Genomic DNA, 16,482 nt, shown 5'->3' with positions numbered 1-16,482 from the left:
AAGAAGAGTTTCAGCAATTGAGGTCCAAGTGCTGAAACTCTTCATTTGTTAATTTTTGCGGCGGTCATACTCAAAAAGGATGTGTTTTTTACATGGCATATGTTTTACTCATTTCTGCCGTTATGATGTGGAGTTTTGTTGGCGTTTTAGTAAAGTATGCGTCCATGATGGTGGACAGCAGTACGATTACAGTATGTCGTTTTTTATTTGGCGTCATCTTCTTGGGGTTTTTAATTAAGTTTAATAAACAGGAATTTAATTTTAATTGGAAAAATAAGTGGATTTGGATTGGCGCAATTGGCAAATGCATTAATTATATTTTCGAAAATATTGCCATAGCGATTGGTTTTGCTTATGGAAATATTATTAATTTACCTATCCAGACAGTTTTTCTGGCTATTGTGTCAGTTTGCTATTTCGGTGAAAAAATTAATTTTTTAAAGATAATTTCAATTTTACTATGTCTTGCTGGTGTAGTTCTTGTTAGTGGCAAAGGCTCATTTTTTGCATTAGTAAGTTCCAATATAACAACAGTGTTATTTGCAATATCAGCAATTGGTGCGGGTATTCATATCATTAGTCAGAAAAAGCTTATTGGTCAGATGGACTCAGCAAATATGAATTTTTCGACATTTTTCTTATGTACAGTTATAACTAGTGCCCCTGTACCATATACTTTTCACACTACCGGCGATTTTAGTGTGATTGCTTTATTTTCTCTTATAGCGTTAGGGCTTATTACCGGTATAAGTTTTTATATTAACTCAAAAGTGCTGGAAAAGCTGCCGCTGCTTACCATTGCAATCACAACGAACTTTAGTGTTGTATTTTCGCTGTTATGGGCGTGGATTTTCTTTAATGAACCTATCGATGAATATGTAATATCCGGGGCAATTACGTTTATTTTCGGTATTTTACTGTTGAGTATACCTGAAAAAGAAAATCTCAGCGTAAGTTCAAATGAAAATTGTTAAATTGTGTTAGATTTACATGTAAGTTTTTTGGAAGTGATGACTTTTCATATAGTCTGCCAGTTCTAAGCAAAAAGAAAACCGACCCAAGCGAGGTCGGTTTTCTTTTGCTTTACTGTATATGTTTTACCAAGGAAGCAGCTACACCGACATACTGCGCTGGTGTCAAGGCCAGCAGGCGTTTTTTGTCTGCTTCCGGCAATGTTACACTTTCGATAAAGGCTTTGATGTCTTCTTCGCTGATGCCTTTACCGCGGGTAATGGCTTTCAGTTTATCATAGGAATTGGCATGGCCGTGTTTGCGCATCACTGTTTGCACTGCTTCGGACAAAACTTCCCAAGCATGGTCGAGATGGGCAGCAAGGGCCTCTTTATTAACTACTGTTTTTCTAAGACCTTTTAAAGTATAAGTAATTGCAATATGAGAATGGGCGATGCCTGTGCCAATATTGCGCTGTGCCGAAGAGTCGCTGAGGTCACGTTGCAGACGGGAGATAGGCAGTTTGTTGGCCAGATGGTCAAGCACTGCGTTGCTTAGACCAAGGTTTGCCTCCGAGTTTTCGAAGTCGATGGGATTTACTTTGTGCGGCATGGTAGAAGAGCCCACTTCACCAGCAATCATTTTTTGCTTGAAGTAGCCAAGGGAAACATAAAGCCACATGTCGCGGTCAAAATCCAGAAGAATATTGTTAAACCGCGTAAGCACATGGAACGATTCGGCTACATAGTCATGAGATTCAATCTGGGTTGTCAGCGGGTTGTAGGTCAATCCCAGGCCTTCGACAAAGGAACGGGAAACAGCTTCCCAGTCTACTTCCGGATAGGCAATACTGTGCGCATTGAAGTTACCGACGGCGCCGTTGAATTTTCCCAGATATTCCTGGGAACGAAGTTGTTTTAACTGGCGGTTCCAGCGGTAGACAAACACGGCTAGTTCCTTGCCTACTGTTGTGGGCGAGGCTGCTTGTCCATGGGTATGGGCCAGCATGGGTATAGATTTTTCTTCTTCGGCCATAGCCGTAACGGTCTGTACCAGATTTTCCGCTGCCGGCAGCCAGACATCTTCGATGCCGTGCTTAAGCATCAGCGCATAGGAAAGATTGTTAATATCTTCTGAAGTACAAGAGAAATGGATGAATTCCAGTACATCAGTCAGAGACATGGAGCCTAGGGTCTCACGGAGAAAATATTCGACCGCCTTTACATCGTGATTGGTAGTGCGTTCAATTTCTTTAATCCGCAGCGCAGCCGTTTCATCAAAATTTTTGACAATGGTACGCAAAAAAACAATTTCTTCCGGAGTGAATTGGCGGATTTCAGCAAAAGCAGGATTGCCTGCCATGGCAATGAGCCACTCCACTTCTACATGAATACGGTATTTTATTAAAGCCCATTCCGAAAAATAGTCGCCCAAAGGCTGGGTAATGGCTCCATACCGCCCTTCCAGCGGTGTAAGCGATTTAATACTCATTTTTATCCCTCATCATTCTTTTAAAATTAACAACATCTATGAAGTTGTTGTTAAAAATCTATGCCTAGTATACTACATTACAGCCTTAAAATGCCACGTTCTAAAGTAAATTCTTATGTAAGGCATTATCTTTTACCATCTGAAAAATTTCGCTTTCTGGCAGCGGCCGGCTAAAAAGATAACCTTGTACTCTGTCACAATGACAATAACGCAGATACTCACATTGTTCTCTCATTTCTACGCCTTCAGCAATTACTTTTAAATTGAGCGCATGTGCCATATCGATAACTGAATATACTAAGGTCTTTTTTCCTGAGATATCTAAAATCGAGTCGATAAAGGATTTATCGATCTTTAATTCACTAACGGGAAGCTGTTGCAGGTAGGTCAGTGATGAAAAACCAGTACCGAAATCATCCAGTGATAAGCCGACTCCCAGCGTCCTAATCCGTAAGAGCTTCTGGATACTTTCTTCTACACAACCTAATAATCCGCTTTCAGTTATTTCAATTTGAAGTTGGCTGGGCTGAATTTTTGTTTCGGCAATGGCTTTCTGAATGATAGATTCAAAATTGACATCAGCCAATTGGCGCGGCGAAACGTTTGCTGACACTGTATACTCTCCCCCACCGATGTCTGCAAGTTTACGAGCAAAACGACATGCCTCTATCAACACCCATTCTCCAATAGGCAAGATGAGTCCACTCTTCTCGGCTAACGGAATAAATTGATTGGGAGACACACTGCCATATTCCACACTGTTCCATCGTAAAAGAGCCTCAAAGCCAACGATGGTTTCTGTCTCAATATCTACTTGTGGCTGGTAATGAAGGGATAATTCACGTCTTTCAATTGCCCGGCGAAGACTATTCGTCAAAACCATTCTTTCATAAGCATCTGTCTGCATTTTTGTTTCGTAAAAGCGCCAACAATTTTCCCCGGCTTTCTTAGCTGCATACATAGCGTTATCAGCATTTTTCAGGATATCACCAGCAGTTGTTCCATCATCAGGATAAACAGCAATACCAATACTACTTGATAAATGAATCAAGCTTTCTCCAACGCTGTAATCTCTAGAAAGTACTTTTAATATTTTATCGGCGATTGTTCCTATTCGATTCCGATCAATTTCGCCCGCCTTCAGTACAACAAACTCATCGCCGCCAAGGCGTGCAACAAAAGCACCTTCACCCCCTGATGCCAGAATATGGTTTCCAGCCGTACAAATAACGATATCACCGCAGGCATGGCCATAGGTGTCATTTACTGTTTTTAAGTCATCTATGTCAATAAACATGAGAAAGCCACCATTTTCTTTGAGTCCAGCCTTGTCCATTTCTTTAGTCAAACGCATCGTAAAGCTAGCTCGGTTAGGCAAGGCAGTCAGAGCATCCTGATAGGCAATTTTCTCAATCGTAGCCCGCGTTCTGGCATTTTCCAGAGACACTGAGGCAAGGTCTGCAAAATTTTGTAATGCTTCTAAATTATCTTGTTTTACTAAGTAAGGAGTATCCATCCAAGCTACAGCAAACAGGCCAATCACACGATCCCGGTACTTTAAAGGCAACATAACGACACTGGTAAGACGGTCCAAGCTTTTTTTATTGATTCGTCGGAGAAAAGTTCGGTAGTCCTCCACATACAGCAATTTCCTAGTTGAATATACAATTCCAAACATTCCTTGATCAAGGGCGAACTGTTCATTTTCTTCATAGACGCCTCCTTGAACATAAGAAACGGTTACCAGATTGCTGTTGTCGTTTATCATAGCGATAAACCCTGATGGTGCCTGAAGCATGAGTAGCGCATCATTTAAAATCGTGTAAAGAAGGTTAGCTTGATCATCCGGATTATGGATGATTAGGCTTGTAATGGCGCGGTATTGCTTTTCCCGAAACAGTAATGCTTCTTCCACTTCCTGACGGTTTTGAATTTCCATCAACAATTTTTGATTTGTGTTATTCAGTGATTCGTTCGTTGCAATAACTTCCTCATTCATCGCAATGATTTCTTGGTTAGCATCCGACAATTGCTCTTCCATTTTTAAACGTTCATTGATTTCTTCTTCTAAATTGGAGTTAATTTCTTGTAATTGCTGATTGGAGTTGATAACTGTATATCGAGCATATTCCAGTTCATTATTGGTACCTACTAGCTCATTATTTAGGGTTTGCAAATCGTTAGTTCGACGTAGAATGATAATAATAAGCCATAGCACAATAATGAGTGCAACAAAAGTAATCGTGATAAAAATTTTTTTTATGGAAGCCATAGCTAACTCTTTGTTTTGGAGGGTGATGGCCGCCCAATAAGAAATAATACCAAATAAAGAGAATGATAAAAGTACAACTATTGAAACAAATAGCACCATTTTAGCGCGATACGGTTTTAGAGCCAACATAATCGCCTCTTTTCGTGAAAGTTTCTTGGTAGAATTTATCACATAGCGACAGTTTTTTACACCAAAGTTGGTAATTGTATATATTTCTAGATGCACTAGTGAATTCCTTCCAAAATAAACCAAAGCATATTATATACAAGAGGAGTTTTTAAACAAATTTGCCAGTGATGAGCTAAATTTGTTTGATACTCTTCTTTTTCACATTTTGTCGAAGGGATTAATAAATTTCGTTAGAATATATGATTATATCAAATTAGCAATTAAGGCCTCCGCTTCTCATGAATTACAAGAAATTTGGGGTGTAATTAATTATATGCAGCTTTCAATTCGCCATCAATTGACTTTAATTATATGTTTGCTAATCTTACTTGCGATGGTTTCTACCCTGATGATTAGTCACTCTTTGATATCAGAAGATTATGAAAAGAAGATGCAATATAGCCTTCAGGATACGGCAGGAAGCTTGGCCTTTAATATCGCTCAGTTTATGCAGAATGCATATAATGTCAACCAACTAATCGCTGAATATCCTGATTTGGAAAACATGGATGCCGAACAACAATATCAATTATTAGCAGAGATTAAAAGAAAGTATCCCTTTTACCAGGTGTTAGCTATTCAGAACCTTAGTGGAGACCAAACAGCTAAAACGAGTGGCTCTTTGGTCAACAGATCCGAGCGATGGTGGTTCAAAAAATTTATCGCGGAAAGACAGCCGTATATTTCCTCAATCTATTACTCCGTATTTTCAGACTCGCCGGTAACGTCCATTATTCAGGGGTTATATTCAAAGGGTAAGTTATACGGGATTTTATTGGCAGATATTGAAATAAACCAATTGCAGCAGATGGTAGAGACTTATAGTTCGCGTGGGGAAAGTTATGCCTACCTTTTAGATGGAGAAGGGGTAGTGATTGCTCATTCTGATAGGCAACAGGCTGCTGAACTATATAATTATAAAACAATGAAGAAAAAAGTATTATTGAGAGATTTGGCTGGCGTACCACTGAGAGATGACAAAAATAATGAAATTACTGAGGAAATCCCCTTTGAACTTACGCCCTCTTTGCAAACTATCGTCGCTAAGGTTACGGCAGGTGAGATCGGCGCAGGAGAATACATCGACACTAATGGTGACAAGTATATGTGTGCATACAGGGCTATTTCCATACCGGGAAAGTCCAAACCCTGGAGCTTGATTGTAGTACAAGAAAAAAGAACTGTTATGGCCTTTATGGATTACGTAACGTTAAATGCTACTCTTGTTGGAATATTGGTTATTGTATTTTCGGCATTTTTGACAATGTGGTTCTCACGTAGACTGACTAATCCTCTAATAGAGATAGTGCGCGCTACTAACCAGATTAAAGATGGTAATCTGGCCGTACAGCTAACAGTTAACTCGTCTAACGAAGTTGGCATCTTGGCCGCAAATTTTAACCAAATGGTAGATGAATTGCGCCAGCATCGCGAGCGTTTACAAAGTTTGGTTGATGCACGGACGGCTCAATTGGAGGCTGCCAATCAAGAAATGCTAGCTATGAATGAAGAGCTGTTAGGAATGAATGAAATACTGGAGGATACCAATCAACGTCTGAATGATGAAAATGTAGCTAGGCGTCAAACTGAGGAAAATCTAATACTGCGTGAACGGCAATACAGAGCGATAACTGGTCTCTTAACACAGCGACAAGCCGGTGAAAGGGAAGATATCCTTGAAACAATTTTACATAATGCAATAAAACTGCTTAATGCTGTGGCAGGCTATATAGGCTTGTTTGATGACAGCGGGGAAAATTTTTATATCCATTATGGTATCGGAATCGATAAAGCGCAGATTATGCAGTCACAACCAGGCAATTTAGGGATACATGGACAGATTTATTCTACGGGTAAGATTTTTTACATTGCCGATTATCGTACCCATCCTAAGCGGATTTTTGATAAAACATTAAACCCTTCAACAAGTAGTGTGATCGCTGTTCCCCTGAAACAAGCCGGTAAGGTTAGCGGAATTCTTACAATAAGTTGGAGTGAGGTCGCCACGGCTATTAAAGAGGCGGATTTAGCCAGTCTGCATCAGTTTGCTGATCTGGCATCTGTGGCCTTGGAACAGGATACTGCACAGAAGAAGATTAGCGAGATTGCATTTCATGACCTGTTGACAGGTTTACCTAATCGTGTGAGTTTAAATCTGTATCTAAAGGCAGTGCTGAAGAGGGTTCATCCTGGTCAATCATCTGGTGTTATCTTGTTTATTGATCTAGACGAATTTAAAGAAATAAATGATAATTTTGGGCATTCTCTTGGTGATGATGTTCTTGTTACAGTAAGCCAGTATCTTGTAGCGGCAGTCGGTGAAAGGGCATTTATATCTCGTATAGGCGGCGACGAGTTTATTGTTGTCGTGCCAGGGGAAACTAACCGGGATAGAGCAGCTAAAATTGCGAATAATGTTATAGGTGAACTCTGCAAGGAATACCGGGTAGCTTTTGAGAGGGTACATTTATCAGCTAGTGTTGGAGTTGTAGTTTATCCTGATGACGGCAGCATAGCTGAGGATCTCCTTAAAAAAGCTGACATCGCTATGTATGCTGCTAAGAAGGCGGGGAAGAACTGTTGGCGTTTTTACGAGCCGGTATTGCTCCAAGAGACCAATGAAAAAATGGTGTTAACAAATGGTTTGCGGCGAGGGTTGGAACGTGGAGAGTTTTCGCTGCAATACCAGCCACAGTTTACTTCAGCGGGAGAGCGGCTTGTTGGTTTCGAGGCTCTGCTGCGGTGGAACAGTACTGACCATGGTTTCATGCCTCCTGACCGCTTTATTCCTTTAGCTGAACAAACCGGTCTTATCGTGCCTATCGGTGAATGGGTACTTACAGAGGCTTGTCGTTTTGCCAGGCAATTATCAGACATGGGGCAAGGAAATATTCACGTAGCGGTGAATATTTCCTTGCGGCAGTTGGTATCAGACAGCTTTGTGGAGAAGGTTCGCAGTTGTATCGAGAATGCAGGTATAAAGCCGGGGCAGATTGAAATTGAAATTACCGAAAGTGTTTTTATTGAATCGGTGAATGATGCTATTCTCAAGCTGTGTCAATTGCGAGAGATTGGAGTAACACTTTCGCTAGACGATTTTGGTACTGGTTACTCATCATTAACTTATTTAAGGAGTTTACCCGTAGGGGTACTAAAAATTGATAAATCGTTTATCGCCGAGATTATTAATGACCAAGCACAGTTGCACGTTGTGGGGGCAATTATTAATTTAGGTCATACTTTGGGTCTCACCGTAGTAGCAGAAGGTGTGGAGACTGAAAAGCAATTAAAAATATTGTCAGAGTACAGATGTGATCGTATACAAGGGTATATTTTCAGTAAGCCACTTACGGAGGAGGTTGCCATCAAATTGGTACAAGGGATGCAATAACATTATATGATGTTATTTTATCCTTCGGCTTCCACTTCTTGCGGAGTACCGGACAAAGCTTGCCTTTCATTGCACACGAACCATATATAGCTGATTAGGAAAATGCCCATAATTATGGAAGAGCACCAATAAATCGATGCATATCCAAGTTTCCCCGCGAGCACCCCTAAGGCAACAGATCCTACACCATTACCAATATCAACCATATTATAAAAGGTTGCACTAGCTGCACTACGTTTAGAAGCCGGTACAAGATTAAACATCCATGTTTGTATTGCCGGGAAAATTGTGCCATAACCAAATCCGTATAGTGCCGAGGCTGTCAGGAAAGAGGCCATGCTTTTGCTTTGCGCCAAAACAACGAAACCCAGTAAGAATAGTATTGTTCCAGGCAAAATGACCCAGGCAGGACCTTTTTTATCAAATATTCTTCCTGTTACTAACCGTGATAAAAAGATACACAGGGTGCAAATCAGAAAAAAATAGCCTGCGTTAGCAATATGCGCTTCCTTAGCTAACAAAGCGATGAAATTTAAAACTCCACCGATGCAAATACCGAAAAGCACAGTAAGAAATGCTTGAAATAGCAGCCGCCTTTCAAGTAGTTTATCAATAAAAGACGAATTTTCCTGATTATGTGAGGTGGCTGTTCGATCATCCGGAATGGAACAAAGACTCATGCACACGAGTGCGATAATCTGGCTAATCATTGCTACAATAAATAGATTATTAAAAGAAAAGTTATCAACAATCCATACCCCGAGGCCTGGGGCAATGGCCATTGCAAGGGTTGTACCCAGGCCAAAGTAACCTATTCCTTCCCCGCGGCGTGACTTAGGAAGTATGTCAGATACAATGGTAGCATACAAAGTGGTGGCTATACCGAAACCTAGGCCATGGAATACCCGCAAGGAAAGTAAGCGGGGTACTGAAGTCGCTAAGATATAACTAATGGCAGCAATCAAGCATAATATACAGCCGATGTATAAGTAGTATTTTTTGCCCCATTTTCGTATTCCATAATCCGTAAAAAAACGAATCAATATTGCACAAAAAACAAAAATTGCGGATAATAGGCCGACATCTGTACTGGTTCCGCCTTGATTTAAAACATAAATAGGAAGTGTCGGCAGAAAAATATGAAAACCGCTAAATAAAAAAGCATTGGAAATGGTAAATAAGATAAAATCTTTTGTCCATAATTTTTCGTGATTAATCATCATCTAATTGTCCCTTCTAAGTAAAAATGAGTAATATTAAATCTTGTGCTTCTGAGAGTTTGAATAAATTGATTGCAACATTATATACAATTCGTTTTGTTTTTCTTCAGACAAGTCGGCTAAAATAGCTTGTCTTTGATTGTCTATAACTTTTTCCCAAATAGGGTACTGGCTTAGTGCTTTAGCAGTTAGAAAAACCTTTTTCTCGCGTTTATCATTTCCAGTCTTTCTTTCAACAAATTCTTTTTGTTCCAGTCTTACCACGCTTTTAGATATTGCTCCTGGTTCTATATTTAAGTAATTAGCCAGAGAAATCTGGGAGATAGGACCAAGTTCGTTTATAGCCATAATAATGGACCATTCCGAACTATATAGCCCATAGGGTACAAGCATTTGATTTATCCCTTGGGAAATAGCGCGCGTGGTTTGATAAAGTAAATGAATCAATTTACCTGGATTCATAGGTCACCTCGTTTAACAAAATAATAATACACTAGTATATTATTAACTAGTGTATTATTGACTAGTATATTATTATTGCGTTTTTGTGTCAAGTATTTACATAGTAGAGTAGTCGGGAAGATCAGGTTCACTGGTGAAAATTATGCCGTAATTTGTATAATTTGGCAGGATTTTTGTGCGTTTAGGGGAAGTAATAGTGAATATTTAATTGTAGTAGCTTGAAGGGAGCGTAACCATGAGACTGGACGAGGAGACACTGGAACGCTGTGAAATAAATGAATTGAGAGAGACGGTTGAGCATCTGAAACAGGTTAAGGCGGAACTACAGAGAAGCGAAGAACTATATAGGTTTCTCACTGAACACTCAATTGATGCGATTTCGGCTCGACGATCAGTTTCGATTTGTGTACGTATCTTCAGCGGTAAAAAATCTCTTGGGCTATCAACCTGAAGAAATAGTCGGGCGGCATCTTTTCGGGATTCTTGTACAAGAATCGATAGATATTGTCAGCCAGGGATACGCAAGCCGTAAGGCCTTGCAAGATGCAGGGCAGAGATGGGGGAGTTCAACGTATACCGTCGAAGTGATCCATAAGGATGGGCATCATATTTGGGCGGAGGTTACAGTAAACCCCATATTTGGGGATGATAATCAATTGATTGGATATAATGGTATCACTCGCGATATCAGTGCGCGCCGCAATAATGAAGAAGTTATCCGTCAATATGCATTTCGTGATCCACTTACAAATTTGCCAAATCGGCGGTCATTCGAAGAAGAACTTGGTCGTGTAATTGACCAACACAGGGAATTAAATAAATCATTTGCTATTATGTTTCTTGACGTTGATGGCTTGAAAAAAGTTAATGATTCGTACGGGCATGCTGCCGGAGATGCCTTGCTTCAAGTAGTGGCCGATCGGATTTGCCATGTGATGCGTAAACAGGATTTTGTTGCCCGCTTAGCTGGTGACGAGTTTATGGCTATATTGCCTGGAATTGGCGATAGTTGCGCAGTCGAGCATGTAGCTAATTGTCTGATTGAAAATTTCCATCAGACAATACTTATTGGTGCACACAAAGTAAGAATCGGTGTGAGTATCGGCATAAGTTTCTTTCCTGAAGATGCGGACAGCGTTATTGATCTGATGAGTTATGCCGACAAAGCCATGTATGAGGCCAAGAAAAATGGAGGTAGCAGATATGTTTGCTATGGGTAAATTGCAATGAGTCAAGAGGACAGTTGCTTAACTTGATATTTGGATATTTGTCATCGCTACTAATAGGAGGACGGTATCATCAGTAATAGTGAAACTCCTGCGAGAAATTCTTGCAGGAGTTTTGTGGCAAGTGGGTATTACTACAAGGAAAGGGAGTAACCTGTGTCAAATATTGATAAATAGGAAAAAGATATATTAGGTGATGCTGATGCAATGGGTAATAGGTATAGATGGCGGTGGAACTAAAACTGTGGGCTGGGCTGCTAATCTTGCAGGCACGGTTTTAGGCCAGGTGGAGAAAGGGGCAGGTAACTACCACACAACAGGGTTGCCACATTTTAAGGCGGTAATTTCAGATATTATCGAGGAGCTTGTGGTTAGCTGTAATGGTAAGAAGACCGATTTGCAGGTCGTTAGTTTAGGTTTAGCCGGTGCTGATCGGTTAAGAGATAAGCAAATTATAATGCAGACACTTACTGGGTTGGAGTTACCCTGCCGGTACTTAGTTAATAGTGATGCGAAAATTGCTATGGTTGCAGGTTTAGGCAAAGCAGAAGGCATTATTTTAATTGCCGGGACTGGTTCCATTGCGTATGGAATAAATCAGCAAGGGGAAGTCATTCGCGCCGGTGGTTGGGGTCACCTTGCCAGTGATGAGGGCGGTGGTTATGCCATTGGGCGTCAGGCATTAGTGCGAGGAATTCGGGCTGCCGAAGGACGAGATAAAGCTACTGTACTTTTAGAGATGATAATGGAAAGCATAGGCCTAAGCAGCTGGGATGAGATGATCGGTTATATTAATAATTGCGCGATGTCCAAAGCTGAGGTTGCTTCATTAGCCAAAGTAGTAGCGGCAGCTGCCGCCAAGGGTGACGAAGTAGCAAGTGAGATATTGATTCAAGCGGGAAATGAGCTTGCCGCTTTAGTAGAGTCGGTACTCACCCGCGGTTTTGGTCAGCAAGAACCTGTGCAAGTATGTACATTCGGCGGCATTGTTTGTAACATACCGTTGATCCGTACTCAAGTGGAGAAAGTGTTAGTTGATAAGGCCATAATTGTATCTTCCCCAAACCAGCCAGTGGCAGGAGCGGTGAGCCTTGCTCTTGAATTGACCCAGGGAAAATATTAATTTCAAGCAGGGAGCGATTGAATGCATGTAGAAACAGACGAGCTACTGACAGAAGCAGTCAACTCTCAAACCGTGAATATTGATGAATTGGATACAGACAAACTACTTAAGGTAATTAATAATGAGGACAACAAGATTGCCGGTTCTGTGGCAAAAGAAACCCCTCATATTGCTGCTGCAGTTGATAAGATAACGACTGCGATCAAAAAAGGGGGGCGGTTGATTTATTTTGGAGCCGGAACCAGCGGCCGGCTGGGTGTGCTGGACGCTGCCGAGTGTCCGCCTACTTTTGGTGTTGAGCCAGGTCTGGTAATTGGTTTGATTGCAGGAGGTAACAGAGCTTTGGTCGAGGCGGTAGAGGGGGCCGAGGATCAGTATGATGGAGCGATTAGTCAGTTACAGACAATAAACTTGTCAGCAAGGGATGTAGTTGTCGGTCTCGCTGCCAGCGGTAGAACTCCTTATGTTATTGGGGGCTTAGAGTATGCTAATAAGGTAGGGGCGTTCACTGTTGCCATTAGTTGTACGCCAGAATCGGCGGTGTCAAAAGTTGCTAAGTTAGCGATTACCCCGTTGGTAGGGCCGGAGGTTATTGCTGGATCTACCCGGATGAAAGCCGGTACTGCTCAGAAGCTGGTGCTCAATATGCTGACTACGGCAACCATGATCCGTCTTGGCAAAGTGTACGGCAATTTAATGGTAGATGTTCGCCCAACCAATGCTAAGCTGATGGAACGGGCGAAACGTATTGTTGCATTGGGGGCAGGAGTAAGCCGGGAACAGGCAGGTGAAGTGCTGGTTCAGGCTGGACTAAATCCCAAGACAGCTATTGTTATGATCAAACGCGAATGTTCTGCCGAACAGGCGGCTCGCTATCTTACCGCAGCTAGCGGCTTTATTCGCCAGGCGATTACAAGTATTGACAAGGAGATGGAAAGATGAAGCTATTATTGGTTTGTTCGGGTGGAATGTCAAGCGCTATTGTCGTTAAAGCGATTGAAAAGGAAGCGGCTAAGACTGGTCTAACTGTTGATGTTAAGTCAGTAGCCAGCGGCGCGTTTGCTGAAGAAGTGAACAATGGGTGGGACATAGCACTTGTTGCGCCCCAGGTACGTCACCGATTCGATTTTTTTCAAGAGGCTGCAGCAGAAGCTACTGTTCCGATAATAGTTATTCCCCCGCAGGGCTACAATCCGTTGGGCGGTGCGATTATTCTTGCAGAAGTTAAGAAAGTATTGGGGTAGACAGGAGAAGTAGATGCATAAATTCTTTGAACTGCTTAACAAATACCTGATACCTTTCATGACCAGGCTGTCAGAACAACGCCATCTACGGGCAGTACGTGATGGTATTATTTCGACCATACCGCTCATTATTGTTGGCAGCTTCTTTTTGATCCTGGCTTTTCCCCCAGTGGCATCGTTGGCAGCGATTGTCAAACCATATGCAGGCCAAATTCTCATACCGTTCCGTTTAACCATGGGGCTTATGGCACTTTATGCTTGCCATAGTATTGGCTATTATCTTGCTAAATCTTATAAATTGGACGGGGTGTCTGGCGGCATCTTGTCGATGGCCGCCTTCGTACTGACAAGTGTGCCTGTCGCCTACTCAGACAAGGGGCAAGCGTTGCTCATGGAGAACCTCGGGGGCGGCAGTATGTTTGTCGCGATCCTTATGGCCATTTTTGCTGTAGAGGTATTGCGGTTTGCTAAGAGTAACAAGCTGACAATTAAGATGCCGGAAGGCGTACCGGAGTCTGTTGCCAAATCGTTTGAGGCACTTATTCCGGCGGCAATTATTATACCATCAATCTGGGTAATCCGGGATTTTCTTGGATTTGATATTCATCACTTTGTTTTACAATTATTTCAGCCATTAGTATTGGCCGGCAATACGTTAGCAGGTATTTTAGTACCTATTATTATCATAACGCTCCTGTGGGCTACTGGAATTCACGGTGATTCCGTAGTTGGCAGTGTAGCGAGGCCAATCTGGTTAGTGTTATTAGACCAAAATATTGCTGCGGCTGCGGCTGGACAACCTATACCGAATATTGCGCCTGAGCCCTTCTTCCAGTGGTTTGTTTGGATTGGTGGTTCGGGAGCAACCCTTAGCCTGGTGCTTATTATGCTATTTTCTAAGGCACCTTATCTTAAAAGTATGAGTAAAGCTTCCCTGTTACCAGGGCTTTGTAATATCAATGAACCGGTTATATTTGGCGTTCCAGTTATGCTTAATCCGCTGTTATTTGTACCATTTCTGCTTGGCCCGATTACCATTGGAATCCTTACTTATTTTGCTATGGATATGGGATTAGTAAGTAAGCCATATATACTCGTGCCTTGGACACTGCCTGCGCCTATAGGTGCGTATCTGGCAACAGGTGGTGACTGGCGGGCTATCCTGCTGGTACTTGTCAACATAACAATTACCGCTGCATTATATTATCCGTTCCTCAAAGCCTATGAGCGAAAACTCATTAGAGAAGGAGCTGCTGGGGAATTAGAAGAGGAGAAGAAATGACAGAAGAAATTATATTTACGATTATTCTTCATGCTGGTAATGCCAGGGCTGAGGCCTATGAAGCGCTGCGGGCCGCGCAGGCGGGAGATTTTGATAAAGCGGCTGAACATTTACGGCAAGCGGAGGAAGAAGTCAGTGCTGCTCACCGGGTCCAGGCTGATATGATTCAGCAGGAGGCCCAGGGTAATAAAGTTGAGATAACACTCTTGTTTGTGCATGCGCAGGATCATTTGATGACAGCACTGTCGGAAAAGAATCTTATTGAGAACATGGTTGAAATGCACAAAACAATAAAACAGCTTGCTGCTAAACTGGAGGCGTCAGAGTGTCAGGATTAAAAGTTGTTGTTATCGGTGGGGGCAGCAGTTATACGCCGGAATTAATCGACGGCTTTATCCGGCGAGCCGGTGAACTGTCGGTTGCCGAAATATGTCTTGTTGATATCCCGGCCGGGCAAAAAAAGCTAGCCATTATTGCTGAATTATCACGCAGAATGGTGGATAAGGCAGGTCTTAAGATTAGTATTACGTCCTGTTTCGACCGGGAGCAGGCGCTACAGGGTGCCGATTTTGTTGTGACCCAGTTTCGGGTTGGCGGTCTTGCCGCCCGCGCCAAAGATGAGAGGTTTCCTTTACAATACGGTGTATTGGGACAAGAAACTACCGGCCCAGGCGGCTTTGCTAAAGCGTTGCGTACTATCCCGGTAATTCTTGCTATTTGCAAGGATATGGAGCGGTTATGCCCAGATGCCTGGTTAATCAATTTCACTAATCCGGCAGGGCTGATTACCGAGAGTGTTCTTAGGCACACCAATGTAAAATGTATTGGGTTATGTAATGTTCCGATCCATTTAAAGATGACGATTGCAAAACTGTTGGATGCTGACGCTAACGAAGTCTATATTGATTTTGCTGGACTCAATCATCTTGTATGGGGACGCACGGTGTGGCATAAAGGTATTGATGTTACTGCCAAAGTTCTGGAGCTGATGCAGGACGGGGCGGCGCTTACGATGAAAAACATACCAGATCTTAAATGGGACGGCGATTTCCTGCAAGCACTTGGCATGGTACCCTGTCCTTACCACAGGTACTATTATATGACTGACGCAATTCTTGCTGAAGAACAGGCGGCAGCAGCCCAGGGCGGGGGAGGAACAAGAGCCGAGGTGGTGAAGGCAGTAGAGAGCCGGTTATTTGAGCTGTATCAAGACCCTCAATTGGCTGAAAAACCGGCAGAGCTTGAAAAGCGGGGCGGCGCCTATTATTCAGATGCTGCGGTATCGCTAATCAGCGCTATTTATAATGATAAACGGGAAATACACACAGTAAACATCGCCAATAACGGAGCGATAAGCGGATTACCAGATGACGCTGTTATCGAAACGAATTGTGTAATTAGTAAAAATGGGGCATTACCGCTGGTGGTAGGGGAGCTGCCGCCAGAACTTGCCGGACTTGTGCAGCATGTCAAAGCCTATGAAATGCTGGCTATTGAGGCTGGGGTACATGGTGACCGCAATAAGGCGCTACAGGCTTTAGCAAACCACCCGCTGGTGCCATCGGTAGGGATTGCCAAACAACTATTAGCCGATTTGTTAATGATAAATGCGGAGTATCTGCCTCAATTTGAGGATTAACGAAAGCGGGGGA

Annotated in this window: 14 protein-coding genes; 10 read left to right on the top strand and 4 right to left on the bottom strand. The window is 42.4% G+C overall.

From position 1 onward, the window contains the following. Nucleotides 1-92 precede the first annotated feature (92 nt). Nucleotides 93-974, top strand: coding sequence for a DMT family transporter (locus tag ACZ449_RS18365; RefSeq protein WP_464257507.1), 882 nt, complete (start codon nucleotides 93-95; stop codon nucleotides 972-974). Nucleotides 975-1,083: 109 nt separating this feature from the next. Here the strand turns inward: ACZ449_RS18365 and purB are convergent, their stop codons facing one another. Next, nucleotides 1,084-2,442, bottom strand: a complete 1,359-nt coding sequence (gene purB / locus ACZ449_RS18360; protein WP_464257506.1) for an adenylosuccinate lyase — start codon at nucleotides 2,440-2,442, stop codon at nucleotides 1,084-1,086. Between the two features lie 100 nt (nucleotides 2,443-2,542). Continuing rightward, nucleotides 2,543-4,939, bottom strand: coding sequence for an EAL domain-containing protein (locus ACZ449_RS18355; protein WP_464257505.1), 2,397 nt, complete (start codon nucleotides 4,937-4,939; stop codon nucleotides 2,543-2,545). A 217-nt stretch (nucleotides 4,940-5,156) separates the two neighbouring features. Between ACZ449_RS18355 and ACZ449_RS18350 the strand changes: the two genes are divergently transcribed. Beyond that, nucleotides 5,157-8,273, top strand: coding sequence for a bifunctional diguanylate cyclase/phosphodiesterase (locus ACZ449_RS18350; RefSeq protein ID WP_464257504.1), 3,117 nt, complete (start codon nucleotides 5,157-5,159; stop codon nucleotides 8,271-8,273). A gap of 17 nt (nucleotides 8,274-8,290) precedes the next feature. Here ACZ449_RS18350 and ACZ449_RS18345 read toward each other — a convergent pair whose 3' ends face one another. Further along, nucleotides 8,291-9,496, bottom strand: a complete 1,206-nt coding sequence (locus ACZ449_RS18345) for an MFS transporter (RefSeq protein WP_464257503.1) — start codon at nucleotides 9,494-9,496, stop codon at nucleotides 8,291-8,293. A 33-nt stretch (nucleotides 9,497-9,529) separates the two neighbouring features. After that, complete coding sequence (locus ACZ449_RS18340) at nucleotides 9,530-9,955, bottom strand: MarR family winged helix-turn-helix transcriptional regulator (protein WP_464257502.1); 426 nt, start codon at nucleotides 9,953-9,955, stop codon at nucleotides 9,530-9,532. Nucleotides 9,956-10,190: 235 nt separating this feature from the next. Between ACZ449_RS18340 and ACZ449_RS18335 the strand changes: the two genes are divergently transcribed. From ACZ449_RS18335 to ACZ449_RS18300, 8 genes are all read left to right on the top strand, one after another. Continuing rightward, a complete protein-coding gene (locus ACZ449_RS18335) occupies nucleotides 10,191-10,406 on the top strand; it encodes a hypothetical protein (RefSeq protein ID WP_464261963.1) in 216 nt (71 codons plus the stop codon). Then, nucleotides 10,327-11,175: a diguanylate cyclase domain-containing protein gene (locus tag ACZ449_RS18330; RefSeq protein ID WP_464257501.1), complete on the top strand. Its 849-nt coding sequence runs from the start codon at nucleotides 10,327-10,329 to the stop codon at nucleotides 11,173-11,175. The genes ACZ449_RS18335 and ACZ449_RS18330 overlap by 80 nt, the downstream gene beginning before the upstream one ends. A gap of 208 nt (nucleotides 11,176-11,383) precedes the next feature. Continuing rightward, on the top strand, nucleotides 11,384-12,304 hold the full coding sequence (locus ACZ449_RS18325) for an N-acetylglucosamine kinase (RefSeq protein WP_464257500.1): 921 nt from the start codon (nucleotides 11,384-11,386) through the stop codon (nucleotides 12,302-12,304). 21 nt (nucleotides 12,305-12,325) lie between these two features. Next, nucleotides 12,326-13,246 carry an N-acetylmuramic acid 6-phosphate etherase gene (gene murQ, locus ACZ449_RS18320; protein ID WP_464257499.1) on the top strand — a complete coding sequence of 307 codons (921 nt, stop codon included), beginning with the start codon at nucleotides 12,326-12,328 and terminating at the stop codon, nucleotides 13,244-13,246. Further along, the gene (locus ACZ449_RS18315; RefSeq protein ID WP_464257498.1) at nucleotides 13,243-13,548 is read left to right on the top strand and encodes a hypothetical protein; all 306 of its coding nucleotides are present in this window, start codon (nucleotides 13,243-13,245) and stop codon (nucleotides 13,546-13,548) included. Before murQ ends, ACZ449_RS18315 begins: the two co-directional genes overlap by 4 nt. Before the next feature lie 13 nt (nucleotides 13,549-13,561). After that, nucleotides 13,562-14,830: a PTS sugar transporter subunit IIC gene (locus tag ACZ449_RS18310; RefSeq protein ID WP_464257497.1), complete on the top strand. Its 1,269-nt coding sequence runs from the start codon at nucleotides 13,562-13,564 to the stop codon at nucleotides 14,828-14,830. After that, nucleotides 14,827-15,168, top strand: coding sequence for a PTS lactose/cellobiose transporter subunit IIA (locus ACZ449_RS18305; protein ID WP_464257496.1), 342 nt, complete (start codon nucleotides 14,827-14,829; stop codon nucleotides 15,166-15,168). Before ACZ449_RS18310 ends, ACZ449_RS18305 begins: the two co-directional genes overlap by 4 nt. Beyond that, nucleotides 15,156-16,469, top strand: a complete 1,314-nt coding sequence (locus ACZ449_RS18300) for a 6-phospho-beta-glucosidase (RefSeq protein ID WP_464257495.1) — start codon at nucleotides 15,156-15,158, stop codon at nucleotides 16,467-16,469. The genes ACZ449_RS18305 and ACZ449_RS18300 overlap by 13 nt, the downstream gene beginning before the upstream one ends. The last annotated feature ends 13 nt before the right edge of the window (nucleotides 16,470-16,482 follow it).

The sequence above is a fragment of the Desulfosporomusa polytropa genome (assembly GCF_055380075.1).
This window is presented reverse-complemented; position numbering and strand designations above follow the sequence as displayed.

What these genes read in the sequence shown, in the direction of transcription:
- ACZ449_RS18365 (WP_464257507.1), top strand. Translation starts at nt 93, where the DNA reads ATGGCATATGTTTTACTCATTTCTGCCGTTATGATGTGGAGTTTTGTT.
- purB (WP_464257506.1), bottom strand. Translation starts at nt 2,442, where the DNA reads ATGAGTATTAAATCGCTTACACCGCTGGAAGGGCGGTATGGAGCCATT.
- ACZ449_RS18350 (WP_464257504.1), top strand. Translation starts at nt 5,157, where the DNA reads ATGCAGCTTTCAATTCGCCATCAATTGACTTTAATTATATGTTTGCTA.
- ACZ449_RS18345 (WP_464257503.1), bottom strand. Translation starts at nt 9,496, where the DNA reads ATGATGATTAATCACGAAAAATTATGGACAAAAGATTTTATCTTATTT.
- ACZ449_RS18340 (WP_464257502.1), bottom strand. Translation starts at nt 9,955, where the DNA reads ATGAATCCAGGTAAATTGATTCATTTACTTTATCAAACCACGCGCGCT.
- ACZ449_RS18335 (WP_464261963.1), top strand. Translation starts at nt 10,191, where the DNA reads ATGAGACTGGACGAGGAGACACTGGAACGCTGTGAAATAAATGAATTG.
- ACZ449_RS18330 (WP_464257501.1), top strand. Translation starts at nt 10,327, where the DNA reads ATGCGATTTCGGCTCGACGATCAGTTTCGATTTGTGTACGTATCTTCA.
- ACZ449_RS18325 (WP_464257500.1), top strand. Translation starts at nt 11,384, where the DNA reads ATGCAATGGGTAATAGGTATAGATGGCGGTGGAACTAAAACTGTGGGC.
- murQ (WP_464257499.1), top strand. Translation starts at nt 12,326, where the DNA reads ATGCATGTAGAAACAGACGAGCTACTGACAGAAGCAGTCAACTCTCAA.
- ACZ449_RS18315 (WP_464257498.1), top strand. Translation starts at nt 13,243, where the DNA reads ATGAAGCTATTATTGGTTTGTTCGGGTGGAATGTCAAGCGCTATTGTC.
- ACZ449_RS18310 (WP_464257497.1), top strand. Translation starts at nt 13,562, where the DNA reads ATGCATAAATTCTTTGAACTGCTTAACAAATACCTGATACCTTTCATG.
- ACZ449_RS18305 (WP_464257496.1), top strand. Translation starts at nt 14,827, where the DNA reads ATGACAGAAGAAATTATATTTACGATTATTCTTCATGCTGGTAATGCC.